This is a genomic window from Jeotgalibaca caeni, from assembly GCF_028863945.1.
Taxonomy (GTDB): Bacteria; Bacillota; Bacilli; order Lactobacillales; family Aerococcaceae; genus Jeotgalibaca; species Jeotgalibaca caeni.
Map to the genome: position 1 here is coordinate 1 of NZ_JARBEA010000025.1, position 16,268 is coordinate 16,268.

Annotated in this window: 14 protein-coding genes; 2 read left to right on the forward strand and 12 right to left on the reverse strand. The window is 40.6% G+C overall.

Annotation, left to right across the window (positions count from 1 at the left end):
• Positions 1–72: 72 nt before the first annotated feature.
• From PVE40_RS06785 to PVE40_RS06795, 3 genes are all read right to left on the reverse strand, one after another.
• The gene (locus tag PVE40_RS06785; RefSeq protein ID WP_274731128.1) at positions 73–858 is read right to left on the reverse strand and encodes a carbohydrate ABC transporter permease; all 786 of its coding nucleotides are present in this window, start codon (positions 856–858) and stop codon (positions 73–75) included.
• A gap of 13 nt (positions 859–871) precedes the next feature.
• A complete protein-coding gene (locus tag PVE40_RS06790) occupies positions 872–1,804 on the reverse strand; it encodes a carbohydrate ABC transporter permease (protein ID WP_274731129.1) in 933 nt (310 codons plus the stop codon).
• Between the two features lie 62 nt (positions 1,805–1,866).
• On the reverse strand, positions 1,867–3,222 hold the full coding sequence (locus PVE40_RS06795) for an ABC transporter substrate-binding protein (protein WP_274731152.1): 1,356 nt from the start codon (positions 3,220–3,222) through the stop codon (positions 1,867–1,869).
• Between the two features lie 550 nt (positions 3,223–3,772).
• On the opposite strand from PVE40_RS06795, the gene PVE40_RS06800 reads away from it, so the two are divergent.
• A complete protein-coding gene (locus PVE40_RS06800; RefSeq protein ID WP_274731130.1) occupies positions 3,773–4,675 on the forward strand; it encodes an ArsR/SmtB family transcription factor in 903 nt (300 codons plus the stop codon).
• A gap of 54 nt (positions 4,676–4,729) precedes the next feature.
• On the opposite strand, the gene PVE40_RS06805 is transcribed toward PVE40_RS06800, so the two are convergent.
• On the reverse strand, positions 4,730–5,362 hold the full coding sequence (locus tag PVE40_RS06805) for an SGNH/GDSL hydrolase family protein (RefSeq protein WP_274731131.1): 633 nt from the start codon (positions 5,360–5,362) through the stop codon (positions 4,730–4,732).
• A 143-nt stretch (positions 5,363–5,505) separates the two neighbouring features.
• On the opposite strand from PVE40_RS06805, the gene PVE40_RS06810 reads away from it, so the two are divergent.
• Complete coding sequence (locus PVE40_RS06810; protein WP_274731132.1) at positions 5,506–6,648, forward strand: cation diffusion facilitator family transporter; 1,143 nt, start codon at positions 5,506–5,508, stop codon at positions 6,646–6,648.
• A 111-nt stretch (positions 6,649–6,759) separates the two neighbouring features.
• On the opposite strand, the gene PVE40_RS06815 is transcribed toward PVE40_RS06810, so the two are convergent.
• The 8 genes from PVE40_RS06815 to PVE40_RS06850 form a co-directional block, all read right to left on the reverse strand.
• Positions 6,760–7,128, reverse strand: a complete 369-nt coding sequence (locus tag PVE40_RS06815; protein WP_274731133.1) for a YccF domain-containing protein — start codon at positions 7,126–7,128, stop codon at positions 6,760–6,762.
• Between the two features lie 59 nt (positions 7,129–7,187).
• Positions 7,188–8,657, reverse strand: coding sequence for an alpha-N-arabinofuranosidase (locus tag PVE40_RS06820; RefSeq protein ID WP_274731134.1), 1,470 nt, complete (start codon positions 8,655–8,657; stop codon positions 7,188–7,190).
• 20 nt (positions 8,658–8,677) lie between these two features.
• Positions 8,678–9,586 (reverse strand): Gfo/Idh/MocA family protein, encoded by a 909-nt coding sequence (locus PVE40_RS06825; protein WP_274731135.1) that lies wholly within the window; start codon positions 9,584–9,586, stop codon positions 8,678–8,680.
• A gap of 77 nt (positions 9,587–9,663) precedes the next feature.
• The gene (locus tag PVE40_RS06830; RefSeq protein ID WP_274731153.1) at positions 9,664–11,268 is read right to left on the reverse strand and encodes a glycoside hydrolase family 43 protein; all 1,605 of its coding nucleotides are present in this window, start codon (positions 11,266–11,268) and stop codon (positions 9,664–9,666) included.
• A 39-nt stretch (positions 11,269–11,307) separates the two neighbouring features.
• On the reverse strand, positions 11,308–11,988 hold the full coding sequence (locus tag PVE40_RS06835) for a YesL family protein (RefSeq protein ID WP_274731136.1): 681 nt from the start codon (positions 11,986–11,988) through the stop codon (positions 11,308–11,310).
• A gap of 21 nt (positions 11,989–12,009) precedes the next feature.
• The gene (locus PVE40_RS06840; RefSeq protein WP_274731137.1) at positions 12,010–13,527 is read right to left on the reverse strand and encodes a GH39 family glycosyl hydrolase; all 1,518 of its coding nucleotides are present in this window, start codon (positions 13,525–13,527) and stop codon (positions 12,010–12,012) included.
• Positions 13,528–13,599: 72 nt separating this feature from the next.
• Positions 13,600–15,270 (reverse strand): extracellular solute-binding protein, encoded by a 1,671-nt coding sequence (locus tag PVE40_RS06845; RefSeq protein ID WP_274731138.1) that lies wholly within the window; start codon positions 15,268–15,270, stop codon positions 13,600–13,602.
• Between the two features lie 120 nt (positions 15,271–15,390).
• On the reverse strand, positions 15,391–16,263 hold the full coding sequence (locus PVE40_RS06850) for a carbohydrate ABC transporter permease (RefSeq protein ID WP_274731139.1): 873 nt from the start codon (positions 16,261–16,263) through the stop codon (positions 15,391–15,393).
• Positions 16,264–16,268 lie beyond the last annotated feature (5 nt).

The following is a 16,268-nucleotide window of genomic DNA, read 5'->3' on the forward strand; positions in this document are numbered from 1 at the left end:
GTGTCGGATAACAATATGAAAAACAAGGACGGGACAAGGTTTAGAGAGCATATTAGAAAAACTATGAATTATTCAGGTAAATACTGTTAAAACTGGAATGAGCGATACAACTGACGCTGCCATAATCAATGGATAATCCGTCTGAATGGCATAAGCAGCATTTAAGTTTGCAATGACCACTTGCAACGTTTGTTTCTCCGGACTATTTAAGTAAAGCAACGGTGCTAAATAGTCATTCCACGAAGCCATGAACCAGAGAATAAATTGAGCAGCAATCGCAGGTTTAATCGCTGGAAAAATCAATCTACCAAAAATTTGTAAATAGGAAGCTCCATCTATCTTAGCTGCCTCTACAATTGAATCAGGTACATTACTTAAGTATTGTCTTAAAAAGAAAATCATAGTGATATTTCCAAACATTCCTGGAACAATCAAAGGAAGTAATGTATTTACCCAACCAATTTTAGAAAACATTACAAATTGAGGAATCATAATACTTGGATAAGGAATCATTAATCCAGACAACAGCAGTAAGAAAATCAAGTTCTTAAATGGTAATTTTAATTTCGCAAACGAGAAAGCAGCAATACTAGAGGTAATACTACCCACTATCGTTACAGACAAGGATACGATAATTGAATTTCTAATCCCGCTCCAGAGTGATTCCAGCTCGAACAATCGACTATACGCTTCAGCTGTGAAAGGATCTGGAATCCATTGTGGCGGCAAAGAGAAAACTCCAGCTTTGTTTTTGAAAGAAGTAGAAATCATCCATACTAATGGTGCAATCATGACTATGGCTCCGATAGATAAGACAAGGGTTATCAGCCCATTCACTTTTTTTGATTCATTTCTCATTTCAAGGCCTCCCTTAATCTAACTTGTAATCTGCACGTTTGTTCAAATGGAATTGCAAAGCAGTAATAACAAAAATCAAGATCCCAAGGACTACCGAAATAGCAGAAGCATATCCCATCTTCCAGTTGTTGAAGGCTTGTCTCCATAAGTACCAAACAATGGTAGCAGAGGAATATTGAGGTCCGCCAGTTGGTGTCATGATGTTAATTTCCGTGAATATTTGAGAGCCGCCAATAATATTCGTAACGATTAAGAAAAAGGTGATTGGACGCACCATTGGCCAAGTAATATAGCGGAATCTTTGGAACACATTCGCACCATCCAGTTCTGCTGCTTCATAAAATGTTTTTGGTACACTTTGAATAGCAGCTAGATATAGCAACATGGAATAACCTAAACCTTTCCAAACGGTCATGATAATGATAGCTGGTTTAACCGTGTCTACATTTTGCAACCAGTTCGGACCATCAATTCCAAAAATTGCTAAAACCTGGTTCACCAATCCAAAGTCTCCGTTATAAGCCCATTGCCAAAGAATAGAAATGGCTGCTAAGGATGAAACCACCGGAATATAGTAGATAACTCTAAAAACAGTTTTTCCGACAATCCATCGATTGAGTGCAGAAGCTAGTAAAAAGGATAAGATTAACCCTACTGGAATTCCTAACATCAAATAGAAAGTGTTTCCTAATGTTTGCCAAAAATAAGAGTCCTTGATTAGATTCTGGTAATTTCTAAGTCCAATAAAGTTCATTTGTCCTAACCCATTCCAGTCAGTAAAAGAACCATATAAACTAGTGAAAAATGGAATCAAGGTAAATATGATAAACCCAATAACAGGGATTAGAATAAAGAGAAAAGCTGCCCGATATTCTGCATGATACAACTTACTTTTCTTTCTGGGAAAAACTTTCGTTTCAATCACTTTACTTGTATCAGTTTCCATTCATCCTACCTCCTTAATAAAAAAAGGCATCTGACAAAAACGTTAGATGCCTTTTTGGAAAATCAGTTTACAGCTTGCTCATGTTGGATGATTGATGCATCTAGTAATTCTTGCATTCTTGGTTGGAGTTGTTTTACATAATCAGCGGCTTCTTGTTCACCATCTAATACAGGCTGAATATTAATGAAGAACTCATCATACCACTCTGCTGTATACGTTCTAGCTCCAGGAAGCGCACGACCATATTCCCCTACGATATCAAGAAATTCTTTTTTATTATTCGGCACAGATTCTGTATCAGATGCCCACTCATCTGCCATATCAATCAAGTTTGGAATTTGAATTTGCGCGTCTACTAATTGTTGTTGTCCTTCTTCAGAAGTAGAGAGGTACATCGCCAATTCAATTGCTTCCTCTTTATTTTCGGTAGCATTTGCCACACCGATTCCTAGAGATCCAATATAAGTAGCAGATTCACCTGTTTTTCCAGCTGGCCAAGGAATTAAATCGTATTCAAAATCTAGTGTTGCATATGTACTCATATCCCATGGACCAACTGGGAAGAAAGCAATTTCTCCATTCATCCAGCGTTGATAGGTATCGAGTGTTTGTGCTTGCGCAACAGAAGGTGTTAACTCATGTTTATTTTGAATATCTGCGAAGAATTGAAGTGCTTCTGCAAACTCAGGCGTATCAATTGTAACTTCTGTATAATCTTCATTTAAGTAATCGCCGCCATTGCTCCAAACGAAAGCATGAAGTGCCCAGTTTACGTTAAATCCAGTAGCCCATTGATCAAGTTCACCGTCTCCATCATTGTCTTTTGTCAGTTGCTTACTTACATCGATAAACTCGTCCCATGTATATGGAGTATCAATGTCTGGCAGTGGAATTCCTGCTTCTTCAAACATTGCTTTATTATATCCTAGGGCAAATGGACCTACGTCCTTTGGTAATCCATAAATATTCCCTTCACCGACATTTTTACCATCATAACGATAGCTATCCACACCATATTCCCAAACATTTGCCAAATCAAAATTAGAGTTTTCTACTTCTTCAGTAATATCCATCAAAACTCCGTTATCTACGTAAGCCATTACATCTCCTTGCTCGACATAGAATACGTCTGGAATATCATTTCCTGCAATTGCAGCTTGTAATTTTGTAGCATACTGATCAGCATCTGTTGAAATAACGTTTACCGATACTCCAGGATGGTCTTCTTCAAATGCAGCAATCGCAGATTCATAAGCCTTTTTTTCATCTTCACCACCACGAAACATGAAGGTTAGTTCTTTATCGCCAGAGGTAGCAGCTCCTCCTTCAGAAGAGGTATCTGCTGTGTCACCAGTACCACAAGCAGATAAGGCAAGTGCAGTAAGAATAGTAAGTGATCCTAATAGATTTCTTTTCATGTTAACCAATTTAATAGCCTCCATTTTTTATCTAATTTTCGGTCTTCTTTTATTCGAGGACAATGGGTCAAATATTGGACTTTATTTCTCTTCTTAAACGAAATCCAATCACAACATTTACTACTTCATTCTTCTTGATTTTAGCGTTCTCTATAAATCACTTCCTCAGATTCATTTGATAAGAAACCTAATCTCTAAGAATACACTGGTGTAAATCTTTTCCTACCTCCTACCTTATATGACTTCCCCTACTCCCTTCCTATACCCTTAACGGCCTTTTGCAAACCCTTTATATCTTAACCATTACAGAAAGTATAGTTAATATAGTAAGCGTTGTCAATAACGTTTTCATTATTTTAACTAATTAATAAAACAGTTTACTAAATATATTTGTTAACGATATACTTTTAAATATATCAATCACATTCGCTGATAAGACAAACAATATAGGGTTTTTTAAGTTTTTCAATTTATCGCCTTTTATATTGACTTCCACTTAATAAACATTTATATTAATTACATATCAACTTATTAGAAAGCGGGTTAAAATATGCAACTAGACATCTCGCCTAATTCCTTAATCGTATATGAAGCATTAGCAAGTGACGTCCGCCTAAAAATCATTCAATTACTCTCACGCAAAAAAATGAACATCAAAGAATTAGCTGCAGAATTAGGGTTAAGCAGCGCCATCATTTCTAAACACATTAACAAGTTAGAAGAAGCAAAAATTATAAAAACAGAAAAAATCCCTGGAAAGTCAGGGATGCAGAAAATCTCAATCTTAAAGGTTGATCATATTGATGTGGTTTTCCCAGTAAAAATTTATCCTTCTTACGAGCTATATGAAGTGTCTATTCCGATTGGACACTATACCGATTACAAAATCCAGCCTTCTTGTGGCTTAGCGGATAGTAAGGACTTTATCGGCAACGTCGATGAACCAAAATATTTTATGGATTCCAGACGTATGAATGCAAGTATCCTTTGGTTTACTTCGGGTTACGTAGAATACAAGATTCCTAATTTCCTACAAGCTGAGAATACTTTGCAACAAATCGACATCAGCATGGAGATTAGTTCGGAGTTTCCTTTTGCCAACGACGTATGGCCTTCAGATATTACATTTAGTTTGAATGGTATTGATCTAGGCACATGGACAAGCCCTGGTGACTTCGCTGATACAAGAGGCCGGCTGAATCCGGACTATTGGCCAGACAATTTGAATCAATACGGTCTGCTTAAAACCATCCGAATTACTGATCATGGCACTTATATGGATGGGGACCCTCTTTCTTCAATCACCTTGGCAGACATTGATGATTCTCTTGAAATTTGGGATATTCGTATGGAGGTCAAAGAAGACAGCGAAAATGTTGGGGGCATTACTCTGTTCGGTAAAAACTTTGGTAATCATGAACAAGATATTGTAGTGAAGACCTACTATTCTTAAAATCAATTCATAAAGGAAGCGCAGCGTGGAATTTTTCCCGCTGCGCTTCCTTGTTTAATTTACTATTTTCAGCCATGCATCTGCGATAAAGGTATGCCCTTCGTCCGTTGGGTGTACGCCATCTTCTCCGGTTAAGGCTTGGTAACCTACCTTCATACCGGCTGCATTTAACAAACCATCCAGTGGAATAAAGTCTTCTGCGAATTCATTCGCTAACCGTCGCACAGCTTGGATACGCGGATCCAAATCCACTCGCCATTCCAAACGATCGGTTGGGTAACTCAAGACGAACGGCTCTAGGATAACAATTCGAGCATTCGTTTTTTCTTTTATGCGCTTCAGGACTTCTCGGTACTCCCTTTCAAACTGATTAATGACCTCTTTTGATCCGAAGTCAGCGGAGCCAATTCTATGCCAAGTATCATTGATGCCGATTAAAATAGATACGACAGTCGGCGAGAGATTAATACAATCTTCCTCTAATCTGTTCGCCAAATCAGGAATTTTATTGCCATTAATTCCTCGATTGAGGAACTGAAGATTCCATTCTGGATACTCTCCGCTTAATGATTCCGCTATCATTTTTGCATACCCATAGCCTAAATCTGCTGCATTCGACTTATCACGTCCAGCATCGGTAATGCTATCTCCAAAAAATAAAATACGATCATTTTTTTGCAATTTCATAGCTTCTTCTCCTTCTAATTCACGATACTTTTATTATAAAGGAAGCCCCTACATTTTTATACCAATCTTTTATCGAGTATGGTAGAATTAACATATGAAATGTTATTCATATGTTAGCTTAGAAATAGAAAGGAGCAACCTCCATGAATGAATACTCCGTTAAAGGAATGCACTGCGAAGAATGTGCACAAGATATTGAACAAAAACTCAAACAAGTTACTGATACAAATCAAATTAAAATTGATTATCCGCATCGTAAGGCTTATATTCCACAACAGACTGATATGGAAAAGGTAAATCGGGTCGCGGCTTTTGAAAAATTTGTCCTTCAACCAGTGACGGAAGAAGAGCATGAACATCATGGCCACCACCATGAACACGATCACGGTCATGATCATTCTCACCATCACGCACACGATATCGACTTCGCTTCAGGGGAAAGAGCAGCGAAGAATATGAAGATTGTCTTCTTTATTAATATTGCTTTCTCCATCTTGGAATTTCTATTTGGTATCCTCTTTAATAGTGCCGCTATTCTAACAGATGCGGTTCACGATCTGGGTGATGCCATTTCGATTGGATTGGCCTGGTTCTTCCAGAAAATATCTACTCGGGAAGCCGATGAAAAGTATAGTTTTGGACATCAACGTTTTTCTTCTCTCGGCGCTCTGATTACGGGGGTCGTGTTATTAGCAGGTTCGGCTCTACTCATTTTGAACACATTGCCACGTTTATTCAATCCGCAACCGGTTCACTATGAAGGGATGTTCTGGCTAGCCATCTTTGCGATTGCGGCAAATGGATATTCAGCTTGGCTGATGAGCCGGGGGAGTTCGACGAATGAGTCCATGCTAAACTTGCATTTACTGGAAGATGTACTAGGCTGGGTCGGCGTTCTTGTTGTGAGTGTCGTGGTTCGTTTCACAGGTTGGCATATCTTAGATCCTCTGTTATCACTCGCTATTGCTGGCTTTATCATTTATAAAACCTGGCCGCTCTTTCAAAAAACCGCGGAGATTTTCTTGGATGCTGTTCCGCGCGACGTTCATATGAAATCAATTCGCAAAGACATCCTCGCTCTCCCATCTGTCCACAATTTGTCCCATCTGCATATTTGGTCGATTGATGGTGAAGAACATGCGATGGCAGTGACCATCAGCACAGATGAGCTGAGTGATTTGGAAGAGGAAGAATTAAAAGAAACCATTCGCCAAATTGTTGCGAAGCAAAATATTACCCATACAACTATTGAAATCATGGCTGATCCAGAACAATGGCTACGCTAAAAATCTATAAATAAAAAAACATGCAAGTGAAGCTTTTTTAGGAGCTCACTTGCATGTTTTTTCCTCATTTGGTATGAGTGAGTTGTTTTTTAGCCTCACTTGCACGTTTCTTTATGCAGTTCGATATATCCTAGCACCAAATGGCATCAATGCGAGCTTCGCGTGCTTGAAATGTTGCAGGCCAAATGGGATTCCGATAATGGTCAGACAGAAAATCACGCCTAGAACTACTTCTTCAATCGCTAATGCGATTCCCCCAACAATCATCCAAACTATATTAATCAAGAACGATGCACCACTGCCACTGAAGGCGACATCTTTTCCAAATGGTGCGGCTGACATCTTCGCAAACTTGAAACATTGAAGACCCACAGGAATCCCCACAATCGTCAGGCTCCATAAAATCCCAATAAATCCCCATGACAGGAATGGGATAAAGCCGCCCAAGATAAACCAAATTATATTCATTAGTAGATTCATTTGATCACTCCTTTATTCTGTTCTTATCATATCGAATAAAGGCTCTTCTATCATCCGTCTTAATACTGATTTGGTTCTACGCCTTCCATGTATACAGAAACAATCCCCATAGGCGGAATCTTAACGGTTACGGTCCCCTGTTCCTGCTTCACATCATGGAATGCTTCTTTTTTGATGTTTTCTGGATTTTCGAAGTTATTGTGGTCATCCATCACTTTTCCAATCAACGCTTCAGCCGTAATGGTTCGAATATCAAAATCAGCAATATCCAGTACAACCACGTCTTCTTCGGTTAGATGATAGTTGCAGAAGGAAGCGGTAATGGTGTTCCCTTTTTTCGAAACCGTATAGTCGGTTGTTTCTTTCGTTGTTCCTATGGCATCGATTTTCGTTGCATCCATATGGTTTTTATATAAATCAAAGACATAATACGTTGGCGTTTTGAGCATTTTTTCCCCTTCAGTCAAAATCATTGCTTGAAGGACATTCACCATTTGGGCAATGTTTGCCATATGAACGCGCTCGGCATGCTTGTGGAAAATATTCAACGTCAAACTCGCTACCATCGCATCGCGAATGGTGTTTTGTTGGTACAAGAAGCCACGGTTGGTTCCTGGTTCTACATTCAACCAACTGCCCCACTCGTCTATAATCAATCCCACACGTTTCTCTGGGTCATAGCGATCCATTATTGTGCTGTGTTTCGTAATCAACTCATCCATCGATTTGGCATTTTCTACCAAGGAGTACCATTCTGCTTCCGGGAAACCAGTCGCGGCACCTTTATCATCCCATGTTCTTGGGACCACATAATGATGAAGGCTGAGTCCGTCCATATAAGCATGGGCATTCTTCATTAATACATCGGTCCAGTTGTAGTCATAGCCATTCGCTCCACAAGCGATTTTGTATACGCGGTCCGTCCCGTATTGACGTACATACGTTTGATAACGGCGGTACAAGTCGGCATAGTATTCTGGACGCATATTGCCTCCGCAACCCCAACTTTCATTTCCTACACCGAAAAATTCCACTTTCCATGGTTCTTCTTGACCATTTTCTCGGCGCCAATTAGCCATAGGAGATTCTCCACCCATGGTCATGTATTCCATCCATTCTTGCATCTCTTGGACGGTACCACTGCCCACATTTCCGTTTATGTAAGCTTCTGCGCCTACCTGTTGACAAAGTTCAAAAAATTCATGTGTACCAAAATGATTGTTTTCCGTAATGCCGCCCCAATGCGTATTCACCATTGTTTTGCGTTCTTCGGCTGGGCCAATCCCATCTTTCCAATGATATTCGTCAGCAAAGCATCCGCCTGGCCAGCGGATAACCGGTACTTGAATGGCACGCAATGCTTCTACAACGTCCTGCCGAATCCCATTTTTGTGGGGAATATCTGAATCCAGACCGACCCAGACCCCTTCATAAATACAGCGTCCTAAGTGCTCTGCAAATTGTCCATAAATATATCTACTGATGGTGCCTGTTTTCCTAGATGCAGTTACTTGAATGTGTGGTTTCATCGGTTTCTTCCTTTTCAACTTTATTGGTTTATTTCCCATTGCTGAATGATTTCTTCACAAATAAAATGACTTCTCACACTTGATGAGGTTGATACTGGATTTTCTTGCGTTTGTAGACCAGCTACAAATTGTTCGATGGAAGTGGTAAACCCTCGTTTATATACGGTTGCGTCCCAATCACCGAAAAACTTCGCTTCTTTTTTGCCATCGCTGAGAGCGGTATACTCGGTCAAATCAACCAAGCGGGCTGTTCCACTCGGACTTTGAACTTCCATCACTTCCTCATTCGCTCCAGCTGCCGTATTCATAGAGACGAAGCAACTGGTTGAACTAGTTTCCAAAGTCAGCCAAACACGTTGAAGCATTCCTTCTTCTGCCACAATATAGGACTGGAAGGACACGATTTCATCATCAAGTAAATACAGCGCCGTATCTACTACGTGAATGAATAAATCATAGATAGCATAACGAACCGGCTTGATACTTTTCACTCGGTTCTTTTGGATCACCATCATATTCTTATCGGGGATTTTCTTGAGTTCTTGAACCATTGGCGCAAAGCGGCGATTAAAACCAGTCGTCAACAACTGTCCTTTTTCTTCCGCCAGCTTCACCAATGCTTCTGTTTCCGCTAAACGTTCACTGATTGGTTTATCTACATAAACCGAGATGCCATGCTCTAACAAGTGTCGAATGATTTCGCCATGCACATCCGTTGCAACATGGACGAAGGCCGCTTCGATTCCACTTGCAATCCACTCATTGAGGTCGGTATAGAAATGTTGCAAACCATATTGAGATTGCAACGCTTCTGCTTTTTCTTTCTTTCTTGTGTAAAAGTGCCACTCTACTTTATCTTGCATCAGTAACATGGCTGGTAAATACGCTTTTTGAAAAATGTTTCCTAATCCAATTACGCCAATTTTCACCGGGATTCATCCCCCTTTTTTGCTTTTGAAAAACACCACACAATCTGCGAAAGCGTGGTGTCGTTCTCATTATACCGTTATTTCTCTTCGTAACGGAAGTAATCAAAATCAGCTGGCTGACGACGGCCCGATACATCGATACAATGCATACCAACAAACGCTCCAGTGAAGAAGCCGGCTTGTTCAATATAGTCATCGGACAGTTTATAAGTTGCAAATGGAATATCAATAAGCTGGAATTTTTCGCCATCGAAAGAGTAGGAGAAGTAGTAATCCTTCGCATTGGTTTCCACTCTCAAGTAGACATCCTCTACCCCATCTGGAATGGCAATTTCTCTACCTTGTAACGGATTCGAAGAAACAAAACGATCACAAGCCATCAAATCAATCACACGACCTTTTTCTTCGTTCCATGTTACGTGTAGGCTCGTCCAGTTACGAGTATTGTAGTAGCAAATCAATCCCGCCATTTGTTGGAATGTGTCTGGTTGGAAGCTTACCTTTGTTTCAGCCACAAATTCCAAACTTTGCCATCTTCTTGCTACAAGAGATTGTATAAACAAGGAGTGCAAGGATTCTCTTCCATACAAGCGCAAGGAGCCTGGTTTATCCGTTAAGCTACCAATTTCTTCATTGAACGGAATACGAAGTGTATTGAAGTGGTGATTCAAGATTTCTGAATCGAAATGATCCACTACTTCATAGTCCATTTCCCATGTTTGCTCTGGTAAGTCAGGTGCTTCTACTTCCACACTTGGCTTGTTTCCGCCTACAATATAAGGCCAGTCATTCTCCCAATATACTTTTTGAATCGCTGTTTCTCTGCCGAGTGGGCAAAAGCCGCGTTCTTCTAATAATTTAATTCCGTCACGTTTTACGGGACGACCGACTAGGTGGGCAAAGTACCATTCGCCATCTTGGGTGCCTACTAACGAACCGTGCCCTGCCTTTTGCAATTCCAAACGAGGATCTGGCCATGATGTAATCAATGGGTTCTCTGGATGAACTTCATAAGGACCCTCTATATTTTTGGAACGGGCGATGGTTGCCGCATGCTCGAACTTCGTGCCGCCTTCTGCTACCAACAAATAATAATAGCCATTCAATTTATATAAGTGCGGTGCTTCCGTCAAGCCAAGATCTGTACCTTTGAAAATAACTTTGCGGTCACCAATTAATTTTTGTTCTTCATGACTGTATTCTTGCAGGACAATTCCATAGAATTTATGGTTATAAGGGCGATGATCCCATAACATGTTTACGAACCACTTGCGTCCATCTTCATCATGGAAAAGTGATGGGTCGAAGCCGGAATTATTCATGTAGATCGGCTCGCTCCACTCGCCATCAATCGTATCGCATGTAACCAAATAGTTGGCGCCATCTTTCCACGTGTTGCCTTCTACTACTTTGATATCCGAATAGATGAGCCAGAACTTCCCATCGTGATAACTCAAATCAGGTGCCCATACACCGCCCGAATCTGAATTGCCTCGCATGTCCAACTGACTCACCCGGCTAAGCGGATGGCTGACTAAGCGCCAGTTCACTAAATCAGTCGAGTGATGAATTTGAACACCGGGGAACCACTCAAAGGTGGAAGTTGCGATGTAGTAATCATCACCTGCGCGACAAATACTTGGGTCAGGGTTAAATCCTTTTAGGACAGGATTTTGGATCATTTTTTTCATTTCAGCAAAACTCCTTCAGCCATTTGATTTTTATTTAATATATTTTCCTTTGATGTCAGATAAAATATCAAAATTATAAGCGACTAACAGATACATGAACACGCTCATGAAGAGCAGCGGCAACATTTCTACAGTCACCACCATCACCACATAAGTAATGAACAAAATACAAGCGTTCCCAATCGTTAATTTGATGCGAGTAAGGGTATAAAACATCCCCAACTTCAGTAAATCCTTAAAGGTAAACTTGAACTTGATGCTGATTAGAAAGGTTGGAATCAGTACCAAAGCCACCAAGAAAAACAGGAGCAGGAAGAAAAAAGAAAAGAACGACGTCTGGATACCAAACAATTCATTGTTAAACAGGATATCAACAATCAAGATTGCTTCCACCCCTACAAATAGCCCCCACAATCTAAAACTGTCCCACCAGTTATTTCGATAGTACCGCCAGAAATCCTTCATCGGTGTTAAGTCTTTTTTCTCCAGAATTTGAATCATGGAGGCAATGAGCGCACCTAGAGCCGGTCCTACCGGCAAGAGCAGCAACACATACAAGATAAGGTTCTCAATCGCTGGAGTCACAAAAATAAAAAGGAGGAGGGTCGGGATAATCGCAATCAAGAATTGGACATTGGTTACCATCAACCAATACACATAATTGGACCAAACAAACATTTTTCTTTTTTCAAAATCTGGTTTTTCAGACATGGCTTTTCTTCACTTCTTTCATTAGTTACGGTAGCTGATTAATTTTTCATCGTCCAGTCCATCATACGGTTGTGTTTCTTCTCTGACAAGTTCAATTTCAACTAACGTAACTTCATTTTTCTTCATTTCAAAAGAGACGGTAAGGGTCCCTTTACTTGTTTGTTCTTGAGAAATCGTGATTCCAGGAACAGCAATTCCCTTCAGTGTTGTCACTTGTTCAGCGGATGGGAAACGCGGACGACCCATCATACGCCAAGCATTCCAAGCATTCCCTACCTCTTCGTTGACCGTTGATTTTTTGATGAAATAAAAACCATCAGTGACCGGTAGTTCTAACGTTACCTCAACAGGAGGAACGTCCTCTTTCTCAGAAACACAGTTCCAAGCCACTAAAGCGATGGAGTTGTCCTTTCGTTTTACGATATGGATCTCGTCATCACGGTAAAGTGTGTCTCCTGTTAACTTGGCAAAAAATTCATACAAGAAGTACGTAGGTTTCTTGATCCCATGATAAGCCATCAAGCCAAAACCACCATGGAACAAACTCGTTGGAACGCCTAGTTCCTCAAACACATCACTGAATGTCCAGTAAGAGAACGAATCTGCATAATCGCCGCCTTGACTGATTACCCTGCCTAAGTAAGCAGCATTATACGCTGTATCATGAAGCGGGTTGGTCGGATTATAGGAAGTGTTGAATTCCGTAATATGAACCGGCACATCCGGAAAAGCGGAGTCCTTCAAATATTCTCTACCCGATTTGAAATCATTCAATAACGAATCACTTGGACTTAGGTTTTGGTAAACAGCAAATGGAATCCGCTCAGGTGGTTCGGAAGAGTATGCATGTCGAGACAAGAAATCGACAGGCAGACCTTCTTGTTCGCAGAAGTCGAGGAAATCTTTCATCCAATAGTCGGTTCCGCCGCAAATTGCCGGCCCTCCTACTTGTAAGTCTGGATGAATCGATTTGATCGTCCATACGGTTTCCCGATAAAGTTTGAAGTATTCCTTCTGGTCTGCATGTTCCCAAAAGTTAACCAAGTTTGGTTCATTCCACACTTCAATCGGCCAGGTCAAAACTTCCTCGATGCCATACCGTTCGATAAAATGCTGAATCGTATGACGAACTAATTCATTCCATTTTTGGTAATCTTTTGGCGGTGTGACATTTCCCTTCCACCAGAAAATAGTTTGCTCACCGGAAGCAATCTGGTGCGGCATAAAACCTAATTCAATGAACGGTTTCAAATCCATACGCAGGAAGGAATCGAAGATTTGATCAATCAAATGGAAATTGTAGAGAACTTTCGTTTCTCCTTGCCACTCATACTCTTGATAGATCCCAATATCTTCGTGGAACAACCCGTGACCGCGAATATAGCGAAACCCGATGTCTTTTTGAACTTGCTCCAATGCATCCAGGTATTCCTTTCTAAGAGCTAGCCCCAAACGTCCGGTACCGATGCAATACCGCCACTGATCAGCAAAAGGTTGTGGGTCTTGAATCAAGTCTTCTTTCCGTATCACTTTGTCCATTCGCATTCTCCCTTAAAAAAATAGTAGAGGCTGGAATCGGAACTCCCGCCTCTTTTCTATTTTTACTGATTTTTATTCGTTTGCAGCTTTGTAGTCGTTGTATGCATCGTTTACAATTTGTAGGTATTGATCCAAACCTTGACCTTGTAATTCAGTAATGAATTGGTCATATTCTTCCATTGGACGGTTTCCTAAAATGAATTGTAACGTAGCTTGGTCTGTAGCATCACGCAATGGAGTTGCTAACAAGGTATATTGTTCTTGAACATCTTCAGAAAGTGGTGCTGGTGGTGCTGGCTCTGCTAGTTCACGCGTTTCGTTCATCGCATTTTGGAATTCTTTTTCTTCTTCAGCCATCATTGATTGGCTCAAAGCAGTGGTTCCGCCATAAGAGAATACCCCGCCAGAGAAACCGAAGTCAGCATTCAAAGCTTTTGTTCCTGCTGGGTTCAAACCAATATAGTTCACATCGTCTGCTAGTTTGTAGTTGCCAGCATCGTCTTTCGTATACGTTGTGCCTTCTACACCCCATTTAGTGAACTCTTGACCTTCGTCGCTGTACCATAACCAGTCAATGAATTGCATCATTGCAACAAAGTTTTCATCTTCAGCAGCTTCAGAAGAAATCATAATTCCGTTTTCTGTACGAACCCCACCGATGATGTTGCCGTATTCAGAAGCTGGGTTGGTGATTTTCTTGATTTCGTACTCTCCTGCGCCAACGGTTGTGTCTAAGCCAGCACGGTAGTCAATCAAGTTTTGAGCGTTTGTTGAGATAACAAAACTTTGTTCGTTTGAAAGTTTTTGAATCGCTTGGTCGTCTTCTTGTGTGAAGCTTTCTGGATCCATCAACCCTTCATCAACTAACTTCGCGAAGTAAGCGACCATGTCACGATAGTTATCGGTTGTAGGAGCATATTCAAATGCATCTGCTTCTTCGTTAAAGACTAGACCTTGGTTGAAGCCCCATCCGCCAACGGTTCCAAAAGAGGATGCTGCGTAGTTCAACAAACTTTGTCCTTTGAAGCGGTCAGAGAACAATACGCGATCTGGGTATACTTTTTTCAATGCTTTCAAAGATTCATATAGATCTTCCCATGTATCCGGAATTTCTAAGTTGTTTTCTTCCCAAATGTCATAACGCAATGCTAGTGTGTAGTCGTGACGTACTGTTTCATGCAACCCTGGAAGAACATAGAATTTACCGTCTTCTTGTCTCAAGCCGTCTAATTCTTTTTCCATTCCCCACTTCTCAACTTTTTCTTGGAAGTGTGGCATCAAGTCTAGGTAGTCACTCACTGGCAAGATTGTACCGGAAGATACGAATGGTGATTCTTGACCTGGATATGTTTTAGGAATAATGTATGGCGATTCACCAGAACTGATCAATAAACTTCTCTTTTGTTCGTAGTCACTCATTGGAATAACAGTCGTTTCAAATTCAACATTTGCTAGTTCTTTGATTTTTTCGAATAAGAGCCAGTCTTCTTTGATTGGGTAGTTTGGATGATCACTGTACATCATGCTAAAGGTAAGTGGTTCTGTAGCAGTAAATTGGTCTCCTGCTTTGTAATCTTCCATAGCACCTGCCGTATTTTCTGAAGTTGTTTCCGTAGAGCTCGTTGCTTCATCAGTGGTTGTGCTGTCAGAGCCAGCTTCTCCTCCTTGATTACATGCTGCTAGTAATGAGACTAATGCAAAAGCTGAACCGGACATCAATAATTTTTTAAAGCGAGTATTCATTTTTTCTCCTCCTGGAATGTCATTATCTTATTTTCTCTACTTCCATACTCACAACCTATTCGTAACCGTGAACGGTCCTCCTCCCTCCAAAAATCATGATCGCCTAGCAATTGTGCTGCCTTATTGCTTAACGGAACCGAGCATTATACCGCTTACAAAGTACTTTTGTACAAATGGATACACGGTAATGATAGGCAGTACAGTTAATACCATCGTAACGGACTTGATATTTGCTGAAATTTGCGTCATGTTATCCGCGCTGGATGCTCCTGCCTCTGTTGCTCCAGAAGCTCCACTAATCATATTTCGCAAATACAATGTCACTGGGAATAGTTCTTTTTTATCAAGGTATAAGAAAGCACCAAACCAAGAGTTCCAGCTGCCTACTGCGTAAAACAAAATCATGGTTGCTAAGATTGGTTTACTCAACGGCAGAATGATTTTGGTCAGAATACCGTACGTATTCAGTCCGTCAATGGATGCTGCTTCTTCCAGCTCATTCGGCATGCTTTCAAAGAATGACTTCATAATTAACATATTGTAAATACTCAAGGCACCTGGTAATACGACCGCCCAAATGGTATTTGTCATCCCCAAACTATTAATCAAAATGTAGTTCGGCACCAATCCACCATTGAAAAACATCGTGAATACGGCGAATCCAATGAAGAATTTACGTCCCTTTAAGCGGAACTTGGATAAGGCATAGCCCAACATGGTTGTTAGAATCAAGGAAATGGTGGTCCCTACTACGGTATAAACAATCGTATTTTTATAGTTGGTCCAAAATGTATCATCTGCTAGTATCAAGCGGTAGGTCTCCAGATTGAATCCCTTGGGAATTAAACCAACTTGTCCCGAGTTGATATATCCTTCACCACTGAATGATTTGGCTACTACGTTCAAGAACGGAAATAACGTCAAGAAAATAATGCCGATCATCAAAAAGTAGTTAAAGACCTTAAAGCCTTTTTGAGCTTTTGTTTCTTTCATGTTCT

What these genes read in the sequence shown, in the direction of transcription:
- PVE40_RS06820 (WP_274731134.1), bottom strand. Translation starts at nt 8,657, where the DNA reads ATGAAACCACACATTCAAGTAACTGCATCTAGGAAAACAGGCACCATC.
- PVE40_RS06810 (WP_274731132.1), top strand. Translation starts at nt 5,506, where the DNA reads ATGAATGAATACTCCGTTAAAGGAATGCACTGCGAAGAATGTGCACAA.
- PVE40_RS06790 (WP_274731129.1), bottom strand. Translation starts at nt 1,804, where the DNA reads ATGGAAACTGATACAAGTAAAGTGATTGAAACGAAAGTTTTTCCCAGA.
- PVE40_RS06845 (WP_274731138.1), bottom strand. Translation starts at nt 15,270, where the DNA reads ATGAATACTCGCTTTAAAAAATTATTGATGTCCGGTTCAGCTTTTGCA.
- PVE40_RS06805 (WP_274731131.1), bottom strand. Translation starts at nt 5,362, where the DNA reads ATGAAATTGCAAAAAAATGATCGTATTTTATTTTTTGGAGATAGCATT.
- PVE40_RS06835 (WP_274731136.1), bottom strand. Translation starts at nt 11,988, where the DNA reads ATGTCTGAAAAACCAGATTTTGAAAAAAGAAAAATGTTTGTTTGGTCC.
- PVE40_RS06850 (WP_274731139.1), bottom strand. Translation starts at nt 16,263, where the DNA reads ATGAAAGAAACAAAAGCTCAAAAAGGCTTTAAGGTCTTTAACTACTTT.
- PVE40_RS06815 (WP_274731133.1), bottom strand. Translation starts at nt 7,128, where the DNA reads ATGAATCTACTAATGAATATAATTTGGTTTATCTTGGGCGGCTTTATC.
- PVE40_RS06840 (WP_274731137.1), bottom strand. Translation starts at nt 13,527, where the DNA reads ATGGACAAAGTGATACGGAAAGAAGACTTGATTCAAGACCCACAACCT.
- PVE40_RS06795 (WP_274731152.1), bottom strand. Translation starts at nt 3,222, where the DNA reads ATGAAAAGAAATCTATTAGGATCACTTACTATTCTTACTGCACTTGCC.
- PVE40_RS06785 (WP_274731128.1), bottom strand. Translation starts at nt 858, where the DNA reads ATGAGAAATGAATCAAAAAAAGTGAATGGGCTGATAACCCTTGTCTTA.
- PVE40_RS06800 (WP_274731130.1), top strand. Translation starts at nt 3,773, where the DNA reads ATGCAACTAGACATCTCGCCTAATTCCTTAATCGTATATGAAGCATTA.
- PVE40_RS06830 (WP_274731153.1), bottom strand. Translation starts at nt 11,268, where the DNA reads ATGATCCAAAATCCTGTCCTAAAAGGATTTAACCCTGACCCAAGTATT.